This is a genomic window from Oceanispirochaeta crateris, assembly GCF_008329965.1.
GTDB classification, from domain to species: Bacteria; Spirochaetota; Spirochaetia; order DSM-2461; family DSM-2461; genus Oceanispirochaeta; species Oceanispirochaeta crateris.
On record NZ_CP036150.1, the window covers coordinates 173,964 to 195,897 of the forward strand.

The 21,934-nt window shown below is 41.6% G+C and carries 21 protein-coding genes; 10 read left to right on the plus strand and 11 right to left on the minus strand.

Annotated elements, in window-relative coordinates; genetic code table 11:
• Positions 1–36: 36 nt before the first annotated feature.
• From EXM22_RS00750 to EXM22_RS00780, 7 genes are all read right to left on the minus strand, one after another.
• Complete coding sequence (locus EXM22_RS00750) at positions 37–1,224, minus strand: substrate-binding domain-containing protein (RefSeq protein ID WP_149484670.1); 1,188 nt, start codon at positions 1,222–1,224, stop codon at positions 37–39.
• 52 nt (positions 1,225–1,276) lie between these two features.
• Positions 1,277–2,641, minus strand: a complete 1,365-nt coding sequence (locus EXM22_RS00755; protein ID WP_168203264.1) for a sugar ABC transporter permease — start codon at positions 2,639–2,641, stop codon at positions 1,277–1,279.
• Positions 2,642–2,829: 188 nt separating this feature from the next.
• The gene (locus tag EXM22_RS00760) at positions 2,830–4,326 is read right to left on the minus strand and encodes an ATP-binding cassette domain-containing protein (RefSeq protein ID WP_246157051.1); all 1,497 of its coding nucleotides are present in this window, start codon (positions 4,324–4,326) and stop codon (positions 2,830–2,832) included.
• Positions 4,327–4,500: 174 nt separating this feature from the next.
• Positions 4,501–5,520 carry a substrate-binding domain-containing protein gene (locus EXM22_RS00765; protein WP_246157052.1) on the minus strand — a complete coding sequence of 340 codons (1,020 nt, stop codon included), beginning with the start codon at positions 5,518–5,520 and terminating at the stop codon, positions 4,501–4,503.
• A gap of 29 nt (positions 5,521–5,549) precedes the next feature.
• A complete protein-coding gene (locus EXM22_RS00770) occupies positions 5,550–7,025 on the minus strand; it encodes a response regulator (protein WP_149484674.1) in 1,476 nt (491 codons plus the stop codon).
• Positions 7,010–8,515 (minus strand): sensor histidine kinase, encoded by a 1,506-nt coding sequence (locus EXM22_RS00775; RefSeq protein ID WP_149484675.1) that lies wholly within the window; start codon positions 8,513–8,515, stop codon positions 7,010–7,012. The genes EXM22_RS00770 and EXM22_RS00775 overlap by 16 nt, the downstream gene beginning before the upstream one ends.
• A complete protein-coding gene (locus EXM22_RS00780) occupies positions 8,512–9,471 on the minus strand; it encodes a sugar ABC transporter substrate-binding protein (RefSeq protein WP_149484676.1) in 960 nt (319 codons plus the stop codon). Before EXM22_RS00780 ends, EXM22_RS00775 begins: the two co-directional genes overlap by 4 nt.
• A gap of 236 nt (positions 9,472–9,707) precedes the next feature.
• Between EXM22_RS00780 and EXM22_RS00785 the strand changes: the two genes are divergently transcribed.
• The 10 genes from EXM22_RS00785 to EXM22_RS00825 all read left to right on the plus strand — a co-directional run bounded on the left by EXM22_RS00785 (position 9,708) and on the right by EXM22_RS00825 (position 17,519).
• Positions 9,708–10,256: an ECF transporter S component gene (locus EXM22_RS00785; protein WP_246157053.1), complete on the plus strand. Its 549-nt coding sequence runs from the start codon at positions 9,708–9,710 to the stop codon at positions 10,254–10,256.
• Between the two features lie 294 nt (positions 10,257–10,550).
• Positions 10,551–11,006 carry a DUF134 domain-containing protein gene (locus tag EXM22_RS00790; protein WP_149484677.1) on the plus strand — a complete coding sequence of 152 codons (456 nt, stop codon included), beginning with the start codon at positions 10,551–10,553 and terminating at the stop codon, positions 11,004–11,006.
• 4 nt (positions 11,007–11,010) lie between these two features.
• Positions 11,011–11,358, plus strand: a complete 348-nt coding sequence (locus tag EXM22_RS00795; protein WP_149484678.1) for a DUF5320 domain-containing protein — start codon at positions 11,011–11,013, stop codon at positions 11,356–11,358.
• A gap of 159 nt (positions 11,359–11,517) precedes the next feature.
• Positions 11,518–12,393 (plus strand): ATP-binding protein, encoded by an 876-nt coding sequence (locus EXM22_RS00800; protein ID WP_149484679.1) that lies wholly within the window; start codon positions 11,518–11,520, stop codon positions 12,391–12,393.
• Complete coding sequence (locus EXM22_RS00805; protein ID WP_149484680.1) at positions 12,390–13,265, plus strand: ATP-binding protein; 876 nt, start codon at positions 12,390–12,392, stop codon at positions 13,263–13,265. The genes EXM22_RS00800 and EXM22_RS00805 overlap by 4 nt, the downstream gene beginning before the upstream one ends.
• A gap of 13 nt (positions 13,266–13,278) precedes the next feature.
• Entirely contained in the window at positions 13,279–13,617 is a 339-nt protein-coding gene (locus EXM22_RS00810) for a NifB/NifX family molybdenum-iron cluster-binding protein (RefSeq protein ID WP_149484681.1), read from the plus strand.
• Positions 13,618–13,719: 102 nt separating this feature from the next.
• On the plus strand, positions 13,720–13,890 hold the full coding sequence (locus EXM22_RS18170; RefSeq protein WP_168203265.1) for a hypothetical protein: 171 nt from the start codon (positions 13,720–13,722) through the stop codon (positions 13,888–13,890).
• A 273-nt stretch (positions 13,891–14,163) separates the two neighbouring features.
• The gene (locus EXM22_RS00815; RefSeq protein WP_168203266.1) at positions 14,164–14,385 is read left to right on the plus strand and encodes a FeoA family protein; all 222 of its coding nucleotides are present in this window, start codon (positions 14,164–14,166) and stop codon (positions 14,383–14,385) included.
• On the plus strand, positions 14,369–16,525 hold the full coding sequence (gene feoB / locus EXM22_RS00820; protein ID WP_149484683.1) for a ferrous iron transport protein B: 2,157 nt from the start codon (positions 14,369–14,371) through the stop codon (positions 16,523–16,525). Before EXM22_RS00815 ends, feoB begins: the two co-directional genes overlap by 17 nt.
• 73 nt (positions 16,526–16,598) lie before the next feature.
• Positions 16,599–17,519 (plus strand): 5'-methylthioadenosine/S-adenosylhomocysteine nucleosidase, encoded by a 921-nt coding sequence (locus EXM22_RS00825; RefSeq protein WP_149484684.1) that lies wholly within the window; start codon positions 16,599–16,601, stop codon positions 17,517–17,519.
• A 92-nt stretch (positions 17,520–17,611) separates the two neighbouring features.
• Here EXM22_RS00825 and EXM22_RS00830 read toward each other — a convergent pair whose 3' ends face one another.
• Genes EXM22_RS00830 through EXM22_RS00845 form a run of 4 tightly spaced genes read right to left on the minus strand, consistent with a single transcriptional unit; the run spans position 17,612 to position 21,911 of the window.
• Positions 17,612–18,454, minus strand: coding sequence for an SAM hydrolase/SAM-dependent halogenase family protein (locus EXM22_RS00830; RefSeq protein ID WP_149484685.1), 843 nt, complete (start codon positions 18,452–18,454; stop codon positions 17,612–17,614).
• A 36-nt stretch (positions 18,455–18,490) separates the two neighbouring features.
• A complete protein-coding gene (locus EXM22_RS00835; protein ID WP_149484686.1) occupies positions 18,491–19,339 on the minus strand; it encodes an SAM hydrolase/SAM-dependent halogenase family protein in 849 nt (282 codons plus the stop codon).
• Between the two features lie 32 nt (positions 19,340–19,371).
• Complete coding sequence (locus EXM22_RS00840; RefSeq protein WP_149484687.1) at positions 19,372–20,205, minus strand: energy-coupling factor transporter transmembrane component T family protein; 834 nt, start codon at positions 20,203–20,205, stop codon at positions 19,372–19,374.
• A complete protein-coding gene (locus EXM22_RS00845) occupies positions 20,202–21,911 on the minus strand; it encodes an ABC transporter ATP-binding protein (RefSeq protein ID WP_149484688.1) in 1,710 nt (569 codons plus the stop codon). Before EXM22_RS00845 ends, EXM22_RS00840 begins: the two co-directional genes overlap by 4 nt.
• Positions 21,912–21,934 lie beyond the last annotated feature (23 nt).

Consider the following 21,934-nt stretch of genomic DNA (forward strand, 5'->3'; position numbering starts at 1 on the left):
TTTAAGGTATTTCATTCATCTCTTACTTAAAGTTAATTATTTGTAAGGTGAGAAATCGATATCACCAAAGTCTGGGTTCATTTCTGATTTGTAACCCGTTGCAAAAATTGTGTCATAAGTCAGCTGTGGATTTGTTGCCAGCAGTGTATCAATGGGAGAATAAGCTGTTTTTGCTCCATCAATAGAAGGTCCGCTTGTTAATCCGGTCAAACCGTCTATACCATCAACAACATTTTTAGCAATGGCAACAGAATCTTTTACTAATTTTGAAACATCTTTAAATACTGTCATGGTTTGTGTTCCTTTACCGGTAACAGTATCACCCATCAGGCTAGCCAATGTCACATTAGAAGCATCCTGACCTGTTGTATAGTACTTGGCATAAGGAGTTGCCATTTTAGCAAATTCCTGACGTATTGCTGCAGAAGTATCATCGTTTGGAGCTAATACAAAGATCGTGTCTGAGGTCTTTTTAATCTGTGCTACAACACCTGCGGCTTTGATCCCGGCAGTTTCAGGATTCCAGTCTGTGTCGATGGGAAGCATGGCAGCCTGTAATGCATCTTTCGCAGAGTCATCGAATGTGGCTTCTGTGTATTTTTTCAGTGCCAGAAATGGAGCTGGATTTTGATTTACAATATTGAACATTGACAGATTAGGCTGTAATTCTTCAAATGCACCACCAAAGAAGTAAGTCGCATTGGGCCAGTCAACGACACGGCCTGCGAAAATAGCTAAATCGGCTTTATTACTGGCAGAAAAACCGGCGGCTTTTGCAGAGTCCACTAGATGTTTACCCATAGCCTTACCAACATTCCAACTGTTAAAAGTTGTATAATAGTCTGCGACGTCTGATGCGGATTTTGCCATCCTGTCATGGGCTACGACTACAACATCTTCCGCATGGGCGGCTGCTACAGATGCTCCACCATTTCCATGGGCTGTGATAATAATAACCTTCGCACCTTTGGCAATGAGGGCTTCGACATTTTGCTTTTCTTTTGATTCATCACCTTCAGAAAATAAAATCTCAAATTCGTAACCTGCTCCTAATTTTTCCAATTCTGTTTTAAAGAAGGCTCCATCCTGATTAGCCCATCTTTCTTCAGATGCATCGGGCAAAACTACACCGATTTTGATACCTGAAGCTCCTTTCTGGCCATTCGCAAAAACAAGACCTGACATTACTACCAACAACAGTAGTAAAAACGAAAAACGTTTCATAAATTCCTCCTGTGAAATATTAAAAAATGCAGTTAATTACAATCTGCAAAATTTACTCTGTAAGAAAATCCGCTTCGATACTCACCCTGATTTTGTCTCTGATTTTATTGAATACTCCCTGGGCGTTTGTAAAATTATATTCGTATTCGATAAGGTCCTGTTTATTTGCTTTTTGAGCTTCTCGCAGATTCCTTTTCGCTTTGATAAAATTCTCCCTTGCAAGGGTGAACTCAGCCTTATATTGCTTTTTGGCATAGTACATACCGACTAAGTCAACTGGCATAACATTCCTCGTGTAGATGTCAAATACGACTGCCAGCAACAAGACTGATCCTAAGATGATGGGTTCAATGTTTGCATCTATTCCAGCTAGGGACATCCCGTTTTTTAGTGAGATGATTACCACTGCTCCAACCACAGCATTCACTACTTTCCCTATCCCGCCCTTAGCACTGGTACCACCGATAAAGACGGCGGCAATGGCATATAACTCCCAGAATGGGCCATGTTTTGGTGAAGCATTTTGAAGTCTTGTCACATACATAATCCCGGCAATCATGGCTGTGATTCCCATGGAAATAAAAACAATAATTATGGTTTTTTCAACGTTGATACCGGATAATTCAGCCGCTTCAGGATTTCCCCCTACGGCGTAGATTCTGCGGCCAAGTGTGGTTTGTGTCGTCATAAAATGATAAATTGCAACGACGACCACAGTGATGAGCAATAGGTAGGAAATTCCCTTATTGGCTGCAAATGTATACGTTAGGTATCCGATAACAACAGATAGGATCACCAGTTTTGTGATAAATAGTTCTACCTTCTCACTGGGGATGCCAAGTTTTCTATGCTTCTTGCGTATTATGATTCCTGAGGTAATGGCAACAATCATAATGACAGCACCGGACATTAAGGAAATCAGATCATAACCGGCAATTTCATAGGTCGGTAAGTATCCAATGCCCACTTTTATGAAGAAATCATTAGTTGTAGAGATGGTTCTGTTGTTAGTTTTAAAGAATAGTAACCCCTTGAAGATAAACATTCCGGCCAGGGTGACTACGAAGGAAGGTACTTTGATTTTTGCCACAAAATAACCCTTGATGATTCCAACAATAATCGTAAGAACCAGTGCTCCAAGCAGTGCAACTATGACTGTCTGTCCGCCTGTTTCAACGGCGACCACAACATAGGCTCCAAGGAAAGCCCCAAGATACCCTACGGATAAATCAATTTGCTGGGTCACAATGACCAGAGTCATTCCGACGGCCAGTACGGCAACATAGGCCGACTGATTCAATAAATTTGTAAAGTTGAATGCTTTTAAGAAAATCCCGCCCGTCATAAACTGAAAAATGACAAAGATAACTATCAAAGCAATAAACATTCCATAATCTCTGATGTTTGTTCGTAGCATTGAGATCAGCGTCAGGAAATACTTATATATTACCCATCCAATCTTTTGGAATAAATTTTGATCCTTTCCCATTTCCTCTCCTTGGTTGCATTTGAGTTCGTTCCTCGGCACATCTGCCTGCGGTACGACTCATTGGTGAGCTCGTTCCTCGGCATAGATGCCTACGGTACGACTCATTGGCAAACAGCCTAAACAGTTGCCTTTTCCATTATCTTCTCAGGTGTTGCATCCTGAATGTCAAATTCAGCGGTTTGAACACCCTCAGCGATAACATAAACTCTGTCACACATTCCTAAAATCTCAGGTAACTCTGAAGAAATGATGATTATACTCATGCCCTTAGCGACCAGATCATTGATGATTGTGTAAATTTCATATTTTGCACCCACATCAATACCACGAGTTGGTTCATCTAAAATCAATATTTTGGGATTTGCAAATAACCACTTACTCACTTGAACTTTTTGCTGATTTCCACCGCTCAGGTTTTTAACCTGTTGCAAAACAGAAGGAGTCTTTATATCTAAATCGTTTACATATTTCTCAGCAAAAAAATTCTGAGTCAGGAAGTTGATAATTCCTATTTTGGATATCTTTTTAAGTGAAGAAATGGTTATATTCTGTCCGATTGTTTCTTCAAGGATTAATCCATCTTTTTTTCTATCTTCAGAAACATAGGCTATTCCATTTTCAATGGCTGCCTTAGGGGAATTCAGCTTGACAGCTTTCCCAAATACAATGGTCGAACCGGAAATTTTGTAATTCTTTGGATTTCCAAAAAGGCTATGGGCTAGCTCAGTTCTTCCTGCTCCCATCAACCCTGCAATTCCTACAACTTCACCTTTACGGACCTTGATATTTGAATTACTTACAATGTAACGGTTTAGACTAGGGTCAAATGCATTTAGGTGAACTGTTTCAAGCACAACCTCTCCCCCGGTATACTGAGGCCTTTTGGGAAAAATATCCTCAATATCACGGCCGACCATATTTTTGATGATTGTCCGCTCGTTGATCTCATTTTTGGCCATCCTGGCTACTGTCTTACCATCCCGTAAAACAGTGAGAGAATCTGCGATGGCTTCGACTTCCTTTAGTTTATGTGAGATCATAATTGAAGTGATTCCCTGCTTCTTGAGATCCACAAGTAGTTTCAACAAATTATCACTATCGTCTTCATTTAACGCTGCAGTTGGTTCGTCTAAGATTAATAGTTTAACATTTTGGCTTAAGGCCTTGGCAATCTCTACCAATTGCTGTTTCCCTACACCAAGTAGGCCGACAAGGCTGTAAATATCAACATCCAAGCCTACCATATCCAGATATTTTTTGGCTTCCTTTTTTGTTGAATCCCAATTCATGATTGATAAATTGTTGCGGATTTCATGTCCAACAAAGATGTTTTCATAGACACTGAGATTTGGAAAAAGCTCCAGTTCCTGATTGATAATGACAATGCCGTCAGAAACAGAATCTTTGATTCCGTGAAAATGTTTGATTTGGCCGTCAAAAATGATATCTCCATCGTAATCACCATAGGGATATATACCGCTTAGAACTTTCATTAATGTTGATTTTCCGGCTCCATTTTCACCAACAATAAAATGAATCTCACCTTTTTCAACCACGATATTGACTTCATCCAGGGCCTTCACTCCCGGGAAGGATTTTGTGATCGATTTCATCCGTAACATTGTATTGTTTTCCAAGAAGCACCTCTGAACTTATTAACTTATAATCAAGTATTTTGATTTATGTTATTACGGTTTCTGAGAAGCAGATATAGGATTTTTATGCGAAGGATAGATCATTTTTGATATGAGTTGTTTTAGAGAAAAAGTTATAGCACAATCTTGTGGTTAGTTTTGTGCTGTAGCGTTCCGGTAGACATCTTCTTGAGAATGAAAACCGTCACCGATAACAGTCGAATCCAGTGTTTCTCTATAGACAGGGACAGGTGTTTCCACATAAAAAGGGATCTCCTTTCCGCTGTTATTATCTATATACCTATCGGGTTCAGGGATTTCTTTTTTTGCCATGGATACAGCCAAACCCGCGGCCCTTGCGGCAAGTTGTTGTATCGGTTTGTATACAGTCATCAATTGAGTCCCCTCAACAATGCTCTGACAGGATACCAGGTCGGCATCCTGTCCAACGACAGCCACTTTTCCTGCCAACTGTCTTTCCGATAGGAGCCTGATAGCTGCCTGAGCGATGAGGTCATTGGCTGCCGAAATTGCCTGTATTTCTTCTGTTCGCTCTAGAACCTTGCCTATCTCCACAAGGGCTTCATCATAGCTCCAATGTTCAAGCCAAATTTCATCAATTAAGTATACATCCCCCTTTGCAATTAAGGGGTCCAGAATCTCGTGGAGGCCATTGTTTACCTGAAAGCTGTTGTTGTCGTGAATTGAACCGTTGACTATCAAATAGTTGCCCACAGGGACCCGGGAGATCAGGGCCGACGAAAGGAGTCTACCCACTTCATGGTTGTCAAAAGAGACATATCCTGTGATGGGGACATCCATGATGGGTCTGTCGTAAGAAAGAACCGGAATCCCACGATCTATCGTCTTTTGAATAACTCCTCCGAGGAGGACCTTATCCTGGGGTATGACAACGAGTACATCGATGTCCTGCTTGAGCAGATATTGAATCTGAGGGATCTGATCCAGGGCATTTCCGGGAGACTTGGCGAATATAACCTCCGCTCCGAGCCCCCGGGCGGTATGCATAAATATCTTTATATCGCGGTCCCATCTCTCTAGTAAAAATGTCTCGGATGCAGCGGAAAATCCAATTCGGATTGTTTCTTTTTCTGAATCCTTTTTAGCTGAGCAGGAGAGTAGGAAAATAACAGTCAAGAAAATTGCAGTCATTTTTTGCAGCATGACGAATTGCCCCTTTTTTAAAGATCAGATGGAGATATGCCCATTATTTTACGGAATATCCTGCTGAAGTAGTTTGGGTTCTGGTAGCCCACCATAAATGATGCCTCTTTGATGGAAATATTTTTATCCCTCAGCAGGAGGACAGCCTGATTCACTCTGTATCTGTTTAAGTAGTCAATAAATTTTGTATCCAGATGTTCTGTAAACAAGCGACTCAAATAACTGCCTGTCACGGAACACTCTTCCGCAACAGTTGTTAGTTGCAGTTGATGATTATAGTTTCCCGCAATATAAGAAAGTGCCTTCTTCAATGGTTTCGGGTAAGTTTGGCTTTTTTGTAGATCTAGGAGATTGAAGAGTTCTGTCATGGCCGAGGCCGCCCATAGCTCCCACTCTTCCATGGACTTGAGGGGCATGATCTCCTCGGCGGGATCAATGTTAAAATTACTCCTGATTAGTAGATGATTTTCAATTTCATGAAGGATCAGGGTAAAAAGCGCAACCATTTTTCCTTTGGCTACATTAAACTCATCCTGTTTGAACTTGGATACCCAGAAATTCTCAAACAGCTCTTCACCCTTTGTTCTATCATTTGTAAGAATCCCTTTCAGAACAGAAAATATCATCCTCTGTTCTTTGTTTCTCCTCTCTTCATTCTCTTTGGGATCGGAAAAGGGTAGGAATGCCTCAGAAACAGATTTTGTGATTTCAGAAAAATGATAAGACCCTCCCAGCCCAAAGACTAAATTCACTTTATGCACTTCATTGGTCATCTGTCTCAATTGTTTCTCAAGGTCTTTTATCTCCCTTTCTTCAGGGAAAAAGAGGATCAATTTATCCCCCAGTTCTGTGGAGAAACAATTGTATTTGTAATGAATTTTTTGGACTAGAGATCCAAATATTTCTCTTCTTATTTCCTCCGAAACCGATGAAATCCCACCTATGAGACAGATGGCCGCTTTCTCACAATTTATGGAAGAGAGATGGCAGAAATCGTTCCATGAATCAACATCCGGATTTTTCCAAATAAGACTTGTTAGAAACTTATTCAATTTTTCATTCTGGGTTCTTTTGAGAAACTGTTCTTCCTCTAGTAGTGTTTCATTTTCCTTTTTTCTCTTGTCCAGATCTTCTTTTACCAAGCCCAGCACTTCGAGAATCTTGTTTTTGGATACAGGCTTAACAAGGTAATTGAATACTCCCAGTTGAATCGCCTTCTGGGCAATATCAAAGCGTTCATAGGCCGTAGCCAGAATAAAAATAATATGGGGGAATAGAGGCTGAATTTGACGAATTGTCTCTATGCCGTCTATCCCCGGCATTTGTATATCCATAAATACCACATCGGGATTTTTATCCTTAATTTCTTTTAAGGCCTCTGTCCCTGTTCTGGCTTTGCCGCAGAGTAGAAAGTCATGGGCATATTTCTTTAAGATAAAACTAAAGCTGTCCAATACGGGTTCTTCATCATCAACAATCATAACTCGATACATGGTTTCACCTCTGTATTAATATTGATGATGATATCTGTTCCTCTACCAATTTCGCTATGAATTTCCACCACATCTTTCTCATCAGGGTAGAAAAAATAACAGCGTTGAATAACATTTTCTAATCCCATGACTTTGGAACTGAGTTGATAGTCATGGGTATGGGGTGTCAAAAGGGCCTTGACTGTTTTTGGGGGAATTCCGATTCCATCATCTTTCACGGATATCTGTAAAAGAGGGTGATTGTATTCTATGGAAACTGAAATGGTGCCAATTCCCTCTTTGCTTTTAAAAGCATGCAAGACAGAGTTTTCTACAATGGGTTGCAGCACCATGGCTGGGCAAGAGAAGTCATCGAGTAGTTCCTCATTGATGTTCAACTCCAAATGGAGGGTTTTGGGAAACCGAATCCTCAAGATATTGAAATAGGACCTTAACCCTTCGTATTCGTGGCGCAGGGGAACAAAGAATTTCTTCTCTCTGATATTATAACGGAAAAGGGCTGCAAGATTTTCCATGAAGTCCGCTGTTTTCTCCGCTTCTTCTACAATGGCGAGCTGAACACCAGTGTTAATGGTATTGAAAAGAAAATGGGGATTCATTTGGGCCTGCATAGTGTAGAGCTCCATTCTCTTGAGAAGCTGCTCCATATTGAGGTTCCGCACTCTCTCTGCCATCATTTGCTGCTCAATATCCTTTTGTTTTTTCAATTCATTTATGTAATGGCTGATGCTGTTTTTCATTTCATTAAAGGCTGATGCAACATGATTGATCTCATCAACCGAGTCAAATTGGATGTCCTCCATGTCAAAATCTCCTGCCGAGATTTTCCCTGCCATCAGAGAGAGCTGATGAATGGGGTAGGAGATGGTGTTCACATTTTTCATGAGCAGTGAGAAAGAAAATGCCAGAATTAACACTATGAGAATGAGGCTATACATTTGAATGGCCCGGAACAATTCAAGGAAACTCCTGTATTCTCCCAATTGACTTCTAAAACCCTTCAGGCTTACTTCGTTGATTTTATCGGTTATATAATTGTATAGGATGAACAGATCTTCAAAACCCTGGGTGTATCCGGGAACATTCCTTCCCCGTTTCATTTCGATCACCTGATTCATTTGAATCAGGTAGGAGTCAATGAGGTAGTAGATCTCTCTTTTGAGTAATTCAGATTCATCATCGATGATGATTCTTTTGTCGGGAAGGATATCCTTGATTGTTTCTGCAGTATAAAGGAGCTGAGCCAGGGAGGAGGACGAGTAAAAGCCAAGATAGCTTTCGATTGGTTCCTGTATTCCATCCAATTGTTCTTGAAGAACATGAAGGGATTGTTCGTCTTCAAAACGTTTGTCGGCAATATCCTGCAGAGAGAGGGATAAAATGAGGATGATGCCGAAGGAGACCATTGTAAATGACATGGAGAATATTGAGTAATAGAACAATTTTGCCCGAAGAGAATTGCTTATGCGGAACCTGTTCTTCTGATTCATTTCTCTTTATCACCCCCTGTAATGATGCTGATCCCCGTATCAACATAGGCAGAGGTATACCCATTGGTGCTAATATCCAGTAAGGATAAAACAGAACTGAATCCTATGAGAAAGGGATCTCGCACAATCGTTCCCAGGACCAGCCCTTTATTAATGTATTCTTTGATCCGTTCATCATCGCCGAATCCAATGACCTGGATCTCTCCTACGAGGTTCATGTCTACAATTGCCTGAACTGTTACAAGAGTATCATTGGGATCGGTCAGGACTATGACATCAACTGGTTTCTCCTGCCTGATCAGCCTGTAGGTGAGACCTTCCGCATCTAGAGGATTTAAAGTTGTATATTCGTTCTGGATGTTGGCTACACGATAGCCTAGGGTTGATCTTAATCCTAATTCCAGCAAATTCGCCTTTGTCATTAGTCCTGGATTCTTTTCACTGTAGACAACCGCCAGGTTGATCTCCTCTTTCCTGGATTTAAGCGCCAGTTTGCCAATGGCCTTTCCTGAATCAAAGTTATTTGTACCAATGAAAATTGTTTTTTCGTCTCGGACTATTTCATTTTCTATTTGAATTATAGGAATGCCTGCATCAGAGATTGCCGCAAGATTGGCCAGAGTATTGGAATCTTCCTTGTAAGCATATACTCCTATACCATCCAATCCGGAGAAGGGGACCATTTTAAGACTCAAGGGGTCTGTATCTATTTCATGAAATGAAATGGAGCAATCCATAGACAAGGAAGCGTTTAAAGCTCCCTCTTTCAATTGTTTGAAAAAGGTATAGTCTGAAGCTGGAAGAAAAAAGGCGTAGTGATATGTTTTTTCCTCGAGGTCTGTAGAATTGTCTCTAAAGAAAAAAGGACTTTTCAGCATTGTATATAAAGAAAGGATGAGAACGACAATGAATATAGAGGCAAATATGTATGGTGCAAATTTCAAAAGTCGATTCACATCACAATTTTATGGTCATATATTCAAATTGTAAAGAAATCATTTTTTAAGGTTTTCACTCTTGAGTTGCCTTACTTCTTTCACTTCCTCCATGGAAAATAAGCATTGGTACTGAGGGATGAGGAGGGTGTTAAAGGTTTTAGTCTTAAAAGGATGCTTGTCTTCCTTACTCGTCCTCTGGTATTATTTGTTTATATATTCGGGTACGTCATCTTCATCAGTTACTGGGAGACATCATGGATCATAAAATGAAATCATCAAAGCAGAATCTGGCTTTTCGCATTGCCGCTGTTGCCGTTCTCACAGCTGTGACCACTGTTTGTACTCTTATCGTCCGAGTTCCTGTGACACCCACCAAGGGGTATATCAACCTGGCCGATGTCGCCATTTTTTTTACGGCTCTAACCTTTGGGCCTTTTACTGCACTGGCATCCGGCGGTCTGGGAACGGCTCTAGCCGATATAATGGGCGGATATGCTCAATGGGCTCCCATTACCTTCTTTGCCCACGGTGTTCAAGGGCTTTTAATCGGCCTAATTTTTAAGGCGACAGATGTAGAAAAGAAAGCCTCTATGATCTTAGCCTTGATCCTCGCCTTTCTGGCAGGAACTATTTTTATGGCTGGTACCTATTTTATGACCGCTGGCATGATGTATGGCTTTGCTGCCGCAGCAACCGAAATCCCAGGCAATATTCTGCAGAATGCCGCTGGTGTCATCATAGGTTTTCCCCTTTATTTGGCAGTCAAAAAAGCCTATCCTCCCATTGCAGGTTTTCGCTGGTAAATTAAAAAAATCTTTTGATTTTTTTCTCCATATTCAAGGACCTTCCATTTTCTTCCCAGACTTGAATTCCCACTCAATTATCCTCATTACATCCTCGTCATTGGATCTCCGTAGCAAGAGGGATTCAATCATGAGGAATTTCCAATTTCAGAAGAGGCTACATCGAAGAATTCTAGTTTTCTCAAGGAGGGCGTTTCCCCTTTGTTTCAAATATTTCTAATATCAGTATAAATCTCTTATTGTTTATCTTGACTTATGCACATAAGTGCATTAACTTTAATTTAAGGATAGTTTATGTCACGACCAAAAAAAGAACGTGTTGTTTACCAGCCGCCGTTGCATGCAGATTTTAAACCCCTGGGGATACAAAGGCAGAAGCTGGAGTCTCTTCCTCTGGGACTGGATGAGTTTGAAGCCATAAGATTGGCCGATTATCTGGGTTTAGAGCATTCTGAGGCTGCTGCGGAGATGGAAATTTCCCGTTCGACTTTTACTAGGCTGATTGAAAAAGCCAGGCGAAAGATTGCCAAATTTCTTGTGGAAGGAAAACATCTTCATATAGAAGGTGGGAACATTCATTTCCGAGGGAACTTGATACGTTGTCATGATTGTGGCCATATGTTCAATATTGGTTTTGACTTAGATATTGGCAGTTGTCCAACCTGCGGATCTGGAAATTTGATAGATCTTGCCGGGGGATTCGGTCATGGAAACTGCTGTCGTGGACATGGACATCAAGGCAGGAGGTAACATTATGCCAAAAGGTGATAGAAGAGGTCCTAATGGAATGGGTCCAATGACTGGACGAGGTGCCGGGTTCTGTAATGGTTCGAGTACTCCAGGTTTTATAAATTCAGGATTTGCCGGTGGATACGGTTTGGGCCGAGGAGCCGGAAGAGGTCGTGGTTTTGACAGATCTTACGGTGTGGGTTTTGGCCGTGGAATGGGGCGCGGCCTTGGGATGGGCTATCAAGCTTATTCTGCAGCGCCGGAATATTTAAAAGACAATGAAAAGGGTTATTTAGAGAATGAGGTGTCTTATTTGAAAGACCAGCTCAAAACCCTGGAAAACAGGCTTTCTGAAATAAAAGAGGAAGAATAGTTTTTAAGGGCGATTTCCAGTCGCCCTTTTATGACCTTCACTTAGAAGGTCCGTTTCTTCCCATGAAAATGATGTTTATAACGAATATGGTCTCCCTTGAGACTAAAGCAGAAATCCAGATGATCAGACTGGAAATATAGATGGAAATAGGGTTATTTAATGAAAATTGCAATCGCCAGCGGAAAGGGTGGGACTGGTAAAACGACTCTGTCTACTAATTTGGCATCCTATATAGCAGAGAATAGAGAGTGTATTTTGGTAGATCTTGATGTAGAAGAACCCAATTCAGGACTTTTTATAAAAGCGGAGCTTCTCCATGAGGAAGACATGTTTAAGAAAATTCCAGAGTGGAACGAAAGTACATGTGAGCTGTGCGGGAATTGTCAAACAGTCTGCAGCTTTAATGCAGTCATGAAGATGGGAAAGATGATCATGGTATTCCCTGAAATGTGCCATGGTTGTTTTGCTTGTTCAGAACTCTGTCCCACAGGGTCTCTTCCTATGAAATCGAAGAAAATGGGAGAGCTGAAATCCTACAAATCCGGGAATCTTAATTTTATCGAAAGCCGGTTGATTATTGGTGAGGAGCAGGCTGTCCCTCTTATCAAACAGACTCTGGATTATGTAGATGCAAACTTTTCAGAAGATAGGATAACCATTCTTGATTCACCTCCAGGTACATCCTGCCCGGTCATTGAGGCAACCAGGGATGCTGATCTTGTTATTCTTATTACAGAACCAACCCCCTTTGGTTTACATGATCTGAAACTCGCCGTCGAAACGGTTCGCCAAATGGGAAAACCGTTTGGAGTTGTCATTAACAGAAATGGAATTGGGAACGATGGGGTAGAACAGTATTGCCGTGAAGAGAGCCTTGACATCATTGCATTGATCCCCAATGACCGATTGATTGCCGAAACCTATTCTGCGGGGAATCTGTTGTATCCAACAGTCCCTTCTGTAAAAAATGCAGTGAGTCATATAGAGAGTTATATTGAAAAAATAAATGAAAAGATGAAGAGAGATACAGTGTGAAAGAGATCGTCGTCATATCAGGAAAAGGTGGAACTGGTAAAACATCCATTACTGCCTCTCTGGCATACTTGGGTGGAGAAGATTTGATTGTGGCTGATTGTGATGTGGATGCTGCGGATATGCATCTGCTCCTTTCTCCCGATTTCGGAAATCCGGAGGAATTTTACAGTGGTGAACTTGCCGTGATTAATCAGGATGTATGCATTCAGTGTGGCAAGTGTCAGGAAGTCTGCAGGTTTGATGCCATCTCGGTCGTAAACAATCAGTATTTTGTGGATTCATTAGGGTGCGAGGGCTGTGGGTATTGCGCCCGGGTCTGTCCTGCAGAGGCTATTACTAACGAACGGCCCGGTGTAGGCCAAGTCTTTGTTTCTAACATCCGAACAGGTTCTGCCATGGTTCATGCCCGACTGAATATCGGTGCAGATAATTCCGGAAAATTGGTCGCCAAGGTTAAAAAAGATGCAAAATCTCTTGCTGAATCAAAGAACAAAACTGCCGTTTTGGTGGATGGTTCACCAGGATTAGGATGTCCTGTTGTCTCTTCTCTATCAGGGGCTAACTTTGTGGTTCTGGTGACAGAATCTACTGTTTCCGGGATTCACGACCTGAAAAGGGTCTATGAGCTCGTTGAAAAGTTCGGGATTAAAGCTGGATGCATTATCAATAAGGCGGATCTTAATCCCGGAGTCACGGACAAGATAAAAGGTTTTCTCGATGCTTCCGGAATTGTTCTTCTCTCGGAGATTCCATATAACGAATCCTTTACTAAGGCCATGACAAACGGGAAAACAATTGTGGAATATGACAAAGAATTAGGAGCCATAATCAGCGGGAGCTGGGAACAGATAAAAGAACTGTGTGAAATATAAGGAGAACAGGGAAATGAAAATAGTCTTTACAGCAAAAGGGAACAATATGGATTCCCTCATAGATCCACGATTTGGAAGAACTGAGTATTTTGTGATTTATGATGAAGATTCTAAGAATCTTGAATCCTATGATAACAGAGCTATTGAATCTGAAGCCCATGGGGCTGGTCCCAAGACTGCCCAGAAGTTAGTGGAGTTAGGGGCAGAAGTTCTCATCACTGGAAATGGTCCTGGAGGCAATGCTTCCGGTGTTCTGAGTACCACCGGAGTTGAGGTTTATGTCGGAGCCGGAAACATGACTGTGGAAGAGGCTTATGATGCCTATAAAGCCGGATCTTTGAAAAAGTCCTGAGGTCTTGTGTTTGCATGGATCAATTTATTACAGCCTTCGCAAGTGATGATGGGAAATCCTTTATAGACCGCCATTTTGGAGATGCAGATTATTATGATCTCTATGGTTGTTTCCCATGTTTTTGGGCCAAACCTGAAACAAATCAAGAATAAGTTCTTTTGTGTCCTTGCCGAAAATATGGATATTGCTCAAAGCATAAGAATACTTCAGGATAAAATCTCTCTTTCAATAGATGAGGGGCAAGATCATTTAAAGGATGTTTTTAAACTTTAAAATAAGTGAGGACCCGGTTTATTACATTCCAATTTTTCTCTCAAAACCATCTTTCATTCTCCCAATCATCGGCGTAGTTTCAATATTTTACTTTTTCATGAAAACTATATAGAATAACAATCCGTTCATATGTAGAATGAATTAAAAGTTCGATTTGTATGTCGCTTCTTTCTTATTAGCGTTGACTAATATTGTTTCAAGGGTTAACGTATATTATAGTTTTCTAATGGTGATCGGTACTCGGAGAAATTCAATTCAGCGATGGTGAATAAAATGAGCTTATCTGAAATAGAACTTGGTAAAAGTGCGATTGTTGAATCAATCATTGGTGGTAAGAACCTGAGGCAGAAGCTGGTTAATCTTGGGCTGATTCCCGGAGCGGAAGTTCGAGTCATCAGAGCCAACAGATTAGGCCCCATGGTTCTGAGTGTTCAAGGCTCTCAGATAATGATAGGTCAGGGGATGGCAAAGCGTATCTATGTCAAAGGAAAATGAACTGACTCTTGCTTTTACTGGAAATCCAAATTGCGGTAAGAGTTCTCTTTTTAACCTCCTTACCGGAGCAAAACAGCAAATTGGGAATTGGCCGGGTGTCACCGTTGAGCGTGTAGAAGGCCGGTATGAACACAATCATCAAAACTACAAAATAGTAGACCTCCCTGGTATTTATTCACTATCTCCCAACTCTGAAGATGAACAGGTTTCAAGGGATTATATCCTTAGCAGGAAGGCAGATCTAATTGTAAATATTCTGGATTCTACAAATTTATCCCGGAATCTGTACCTCACAGCCCAACTGATCGAAATGAAAGTTCCTGTCGTTGTTGTTTTGAACATGATGGACCTTGCCAATGACAATGGATTGAGTATTGATATTGATCATCTTTCCGCCCATCTGGAATGTCCGGTGATTGGTGTAAGCGCCGTTAATCTAAATGATGTTTCAAGGCTGAAAGATTTTTTTGAAACAAATTGCAGGCTGCATCCGGTTTCCTCCATAGAGTTTAAATATCCAAATGAAATTGAAGATCTTATCAGTCGTTGGAAAATCCTACTTGAAAAGAAAGCCCATGAACTAAACCTTGATCCGCGATGGCTGACCCTTAGATTGATCGAAGAAGATCCCTGGGTCAACTCTGTTGTCTGTGATAATGCCATCCTTAATAGGGAAGAAATTGAATTACAACTGAAGGGTATTAAACAGATTCTGAATGAGACACCCGATATGATCATCGCTGATTATGTTTATGGTGCTGTCAACGGGATTAGTCGTGAGGTTGTTAAACGGATACGGCAGGTGAAACCCCTCAGCGATATTGTCGATTCCGTTGTGATGCATCCTGTGCTGGGTATACCCATATTCTTTGCGGTAATGATGATTGTATTTTTTGTTACGATCGAAATTGGGAATATATTTGTTGACTGGTTTGATACCGTTGCCGGGTTGATCTTTGTTGATGGAGTTCACTCACTGCTTTCCTCCGTGGGGGCACCAAGCATCGTTTCTTATTTTATATCGGATGGTGTCGGGGCAGGGATTCAGATGGTGATCTCTTTTATTCCCTTTGTCTTTTTCATGTTCCTCATGCTTTCTCTGCTGGAAGACTCGGGTTATATGGCAAGAGCCGCCTTCGTTATGGACCGATTTATGGGCAAAATTGGTCTTCCCGGTAAGGCTTTTGTCCCCATGATCGTGGGCTTCGGCTGTACTGTGCCGGCGATCCTCGCTACCAGAACCCTGGATAACAAGCGGGACAGGATGATTACCATTTTCATGGTACCCATGATGTCATGCGGAGCCAGACTTCCTGTTTATGCTCTTTTTGCTGCTGCTTTTTTTCCAACAAGTACGGGGCTTATTGTCTTTTCCCTCTATATGACAGGGATACTGGTTGCTGTGCTCTCAGGACTTTTGATTAAGGTTACTCTTTTTCGGGGAGAACCTTCTGATCTTATCATGGAGCTGCCACGCTATCATGTCCCCCGGGCAAAACATATCTTGCTGCATACCTGGGCAAGGGTAAAAGATTTTATTAAAAGAGCCGGCAAGGTTATCATCATAGCCGTTTTTATTATGTCCATTTTTTCATCATTCAGTCTGAACGATGGATTTAACCCGGATAATACAGCCGAATCTCTTTTGGCTTCTCTGGGACGGTTTATAACCCCGCTTTTTACTTCTATCGGCATTAGCGATGACAATTGGCCTGCCACTGTCGGTTTATTTACAGGAATCTTTGCCAAAGAATCAATTGTCGGGACTCTGAATGCCGTCTATAGTCAATTGAATAGTCTTGGGGTTAACTCTTCCGAGGGATCAGTCGGGCTGAGTATTCTCAGATCAAAATTTTCACCTGCTGCAGCCTATGCCTATCTGTTATTTATCCTTCTATATATGCCCTGCGTTGCTGCGGTCAGTGCGGCTATGAAAGAGATCAGTGTTACCTTTGGGCTGGTTCAGGCACTTTACCTAACTCTGGTCGCCTGGATTATTTCAACACTATTCTATCAAATTGCAGAAGGGCATAATCCATTGTATATTTTGATTGCTTTAGCTCTGCTCATCCTGATCATTCTTATTTTCAAAATTATTGCCAGATCCATTCCCAAAGATCATAGTTCTATACCTGAATAGGTGGGTTGATATAGACAGTTGTCTGACCTTTTCAGTACAATGAAGTCATATTGAATCTCTGGAGAATCTATTTATGAAAAGAATCTTTGCATTATTTAGCCTCATACTGTTTTTAGGTACCTCTTTGTGGTCTGAGGGTGTTCAGGAGCTTCCATCTCCCTCTCAAGAAGAGCGGATTGCTATCGTATCAGCCTTTGGGCCTGAAGTCGTAAAATTAAAATCTATTGCAACCATCGAAGAAGAAATCGTTATCAACGGTAAGAGTTTTACTCTCTGTGAAATTGAAGGCAAGAAGGCTGTCCTTTTTCTCTCAGGGATCAGTATGGTAAACGCGGCCATGACCACTCAGATGGCTTTAGACACTTTTAATATTTCACATATTCTGTTCAGCGGGATTGCCGGAGGGGTTAATCCTGATTTGAACATTGGTGATGTCACAATTCCCGCTCAGTGGGCTCAGTATCAGGAATCCCTTTTTGCCCGCAAGACTGATGAGGGGTATGACCTGGGCTGGCATCAGGAGATCTATCCCGGTTTTGGTATGATGTATCCTCAGAATGTTGATGTCACTCATGGAAGACTCGACGGTGTTGATGAGACAGAAAGTAAATTTTGGTTTGATGTCGATGAGGATCTCTTGGCTGTTGCCGAGAAAATCAGTGATGTTACTCTTTTATCCGAAACAGAGGATGCAAAGCTTTCCCATGTTCCCAAGCTGGTTGTCGGGGGAGTCGGTGTTTCCGGTATGACCTTTGTGGATAATGCGGAATACAGAGAGTGGGCTTTTGACAATTTCCAGGCCGATTGTCTGGATATGGAATCTGCTGCTGTAGCCCATGTTGCCTATGTGGCTGATGTGCCTTTTATAGCGTTCCGTTCTCTTTCAGACCTGGCCGGAGGCGGTGAAGGTGAAAATGAAATGGGAACCTTTTTTGGGCTGGCCGCGGATAATGCGGCAGAGGTTCTTCTGCAGTTTCTGAAAGCCTGGGACTGAAAATAATCAGCTTTCAGCGTATTGATCAACTGGAATCATCAGTAAGTCCAGGGTAGAGCCATCTATTCTGGACTTACTCATTTAAAATAACACTATTTCATTTTTTTGAACTCAATCTCCCAGTGATGTCCCGTCCCAATGTTATAGGCTTTGGCAAAGTTTCCCTGATTTATAGCAATGGCCATGTTATAGACTGAGTTAACATAAATAACCTGTTCACTGGGGTAAACATCGGCAAAAGATCGTCCATAAACTATACGATTATTATAGGCCATGACCTTGTTGTTTCTGATCATGACTTCAACTGTTTCACCGTGCTTAAATCCTGTCTTAACAAATTCATCTCTGGGAATATTCGTCCATAGACTGCCGAAACGTACATCCAGTATGTCAATCGAACCCAGGACAGATGTCTCAGTTCTAATGACATCTCCAACGGCCAGTTCAGTAATCTTCTCAAGGTCTACAATCTTACCGACCTGTTCAAATGAAATCGTTCCAGATGCCAGTTTTGCACCCGTATTGGCATACACATCGCGGCCATGAAAAGTGTAGGAGTATTCTGTGTCTTCCCTGCGGTGCTTTGTTTCATCAATTTCACGAACTTCTTTCAATCCCACATATTTCTTCATATGAGTCAGGGTGCCATTGTCGGGTGTCACAATAAAGTGACCATCAATGGTCTCTGCAACGACGCTTAGTCTTTTTGAACCGACGCCCGGGTCTACCACAGAAACAAATACAGTTCCTTTCGGCCAGTATTCCGTCGTCTGATAAAGCCGGTAAGATGCTTCCCAAATGCTGTACTGTGGTATGTCATGAGTTAGGTCGTAGATTTTTAAGCTGTCGTCAACCATATTGGCTACACCATGCATTGCAGAAACTGCACCGTCAACCAACCCAAAATCGCTCTGAAAAACTAATATTTTGTTCATTCTAACCTCCTCAGGTGTAATTCAGTCCAAGGAATTTTATTTCCTGAATTCTACAGTCCAGTCTGATCCATAATCGATACCGTATTTTTCACAAAAACTACCTTGTGACACAGCCAGGGAAATCTTCATCAATTCATTGTTATAAATGACAGGGGCTCCCTTTTCTGCAAATCCAAAAGATTTGTGGAAAAGGAGTTTTTCTGAAAATTTCTCAACACCTTTGTGACATATCCTTAGATCAAGGTAGTCTCCAAATTCAAAGCCGGCTTTTTTAAAAACAGAGAGGGGGATATTGGTCCACAGATTTCCAAAATTGGGATCATTGATTTCAAATATACCCTTGATGGTATTTCCCCCCTCAATGGTTGGATTCAGGATAGGAAATCGGACTATCTCATCCTTAGAATAGGCAGGACCTACTTCTTGAAAGCTGATTATCCCGGAGGCTAATTTTGCAGCACAGAATCCAAAGAGGTCTCTTCCATGGAAAATGCTGACCTCTTCTGTGTCTTTTCCTTTTAGCCTGTTTACATTTTCATCTATTTCCCGAATTTCCTTTATGCCGAACTCCTTGTCGACATGAGTGAGAGACCCATTATCTGGTGTCACGATGTAATAGCCATTGTTGGTGAGGGCAACAGACGCTTTTCGGGGAGTTCCCACTCCCGGATCTACAACTGAGACAAAAACAGTCCCCTCCGGCCAGAACTTCATTGACTGATACAATCGGTAGGAGGCACTCCATGTATCAAATTGCGGAATGTCGTGGGTCCCTGTGATTATTTCGAGTGAGCGGTCTACGCTCTTTACGACGCCATACATAGAGCAGACAGCCCCCTCTTTGTAGGTGAAATCTGTCTGAAAAACTAAAATTGCTTTTTCCATTTTAAACTCCTTAATCGATTCTTAGGTCCTTCTTAAATGAATGGGTTGTAGAATCGTCCGTGATTGATAAAGGCTGATACCGAGAGAGTGGCTGCGAATATTAGGGCAGAGAGGATGATAACCGTGAAATCAGAGATAGACAGCTTTTTTTTACTAAACCAGGTTCTCTTCTTATGTTTGCCAAAGCCCCGTAAGTCCATGGCGTTGCTGATCAATTCTATGCGGTCTAGAGTTGAAAATACCAAAGGAATGATAATTAAAAGAGAATTTTTCACTCTCTGTGAGAATTTAGCTTTTCTTGAGATATCCAGGCCTCTGGCCTGTTGGGAAAGGCTGATATTTCTGTACTCTCTCTGAATGTCCGGAAAGTACCGTAATGTTAGAGAGACCGCATAGGCTGCCTTGTAATGCACTCCCACGCCATTTAGGGCCGAGGCAAACTCACTGGGATTGGTTGTCAAAAGAAAGGTAATGCCCAGAGGAATGACCGACGCATATTTGAAAAACTTCGTTGTTTGATAAAAGACCTGTTCCTGTGTCAGAGTGTAGGGGCCGATGATGTGGAATATCACATGACGAGTTCCATAAATCTTGACTCCCTCTTCGGGTGAAAAAAAGAATGTAATGATCACATTGGTCAGTAAAAAGACTGCCACATAAATTACCATGACCTTAATCTGTGAGAATTTTATCTTTGACAACCGTAAAATATAGATGGAAAAAATCATGATCAGCAAAACGACTCGCAAATCGTAGCTGAACATCACTGCAAAGGTTAAAAATAGAAACGCAACAAGCTTTGTGAGTCCAGACAATCTGTGTATTGGTGTATCAATGAAGTTGTAGGAGAATAGTTTACCATTCAATGGATGCGGACCCTCTTTTCATAATCAATAAAATTCTGCACAAATCCGGTACCATCGATTATTCCCGAATTTTGGCTCAATTGGTACAGGGATGTTTCTCTGAGATTTGCCTGTTCGATGATTTTTTTATCTGTGAGGATATCGCTGGGTCTAGCATCGGCAATCTTCTTTCCTCCAGAAATCACAACAGCTCTAGAAGCATATTCAAGCATAAGATGCATGTCGTGTGTGATGAGAATAATGGCAACTCCCGATCTGTTGATTTCATCAATAAACTCCATTATCTGAGTATAGTGTTTGAAATCCTGACCGGCGGTTGGTTCATCCAAGATGATGACTTCGGGATTGAGAACGAGAATGGATGCTATGGTTACCCGTTTTTTCTGACCAAAGCTGAGAGCTGCTATGGGCCAATTTCGAAAAGGAGTCAGACCGCATACAGCCAGAACTTTTTCAACTCTTGTTTTTATCTCTTCCTCATCCACTTTTCTCAGTCTCAACCCCAGGGCAATTTCATCATAAATGAGGGCCTTGGAAATCATCTGATTCGGATTCTGCATGACCACGCCAATTTTTTCCGCCCTCTCCTTGATGGTCAAATCAGAAATATCCTTTCCCTGATAAGAGATGATTCCCGCGGATTCTTTTTCAAAGCCGGAAATCAGCCTGGATAGGGTCGACTTTCCAGCTCCATTCCTGCCTACGATGGCAATGAGTTCTCCCTGTTCAAGTTTAAAACTGACATCGTCAATAATGGGCTTGGCCCCATCATATGAAAAACTGATATTCTTGAGTTCTAACAATGTTTGGCGCCTGATTTCAGGTTCTGCAGTTTCAACCGTCTCATTCCAAGTACAAACTGCATCTCTGACTTTCTCCATAGCCAGAGTTTCTAAGTGTCCGGCTCTGAGGTCTTTTTTGACTTCGATTCCAGCATACTTCAATGCAGTAACATACAGTGGTTCCCTAATTCCATTTTCAATGAGAAAGGGGGAAGCCATGAGCGAATCTGCGTCCATATCGGCAATAATCGATCCGTCATTCATGAGAATGATTCTATCGATATCCCGATGGAGAACATCTTCGATTCTGTGTTCAATTATAATAATGGTTTTGCCCGTGTCTTTGTGTATGTCATCAATGATTTCTATGGCCGACTTTCCCGTTGCAGGGTCCAAATTAGCCAGGGGTTCATCAAAGAGAAGGATTTCAACATCATCAACGAGTACACCGGCCAGGGATGTCCGCTGTTTTTGACCACCAGACAATTCATAGGGTGAGGAAGATCGAAGGCTCTCCATGTCAACCATTCTTGCCGCTTTATCCACCCGTTCCTGCATTTCTAATTGATTCACATTGTCATTTTCTAATGCAAATGCAATGTCTTCATAAACTGTCAGGCCCACAAACTGCCCATCTGGATCTTGAAGAACAGTTCCCAGTATCTTGGACAGTTGGAATATATCAAGATCTCTGGTTTCTTTTTCCTTGATTTTAAGATTGCCTGTGATTTCTCCTTCATAGGAAAAGGGAATGAGACCGTTGAGGCAATGTCCCAGGGTGCTTTTACCACTCCCGCTGGGACCTGCAATGAGTATCTTCTCTCCTTTTTTAAAGGAGAGATTGATATTACGAAGAGTAGGTCTGGCCTGTGTGAAGTACTGAAAATTAAAATCTTTAAACTCAATAATATTTTCTCTACTCACAAATCCTCTTTTAAAATGTTTCG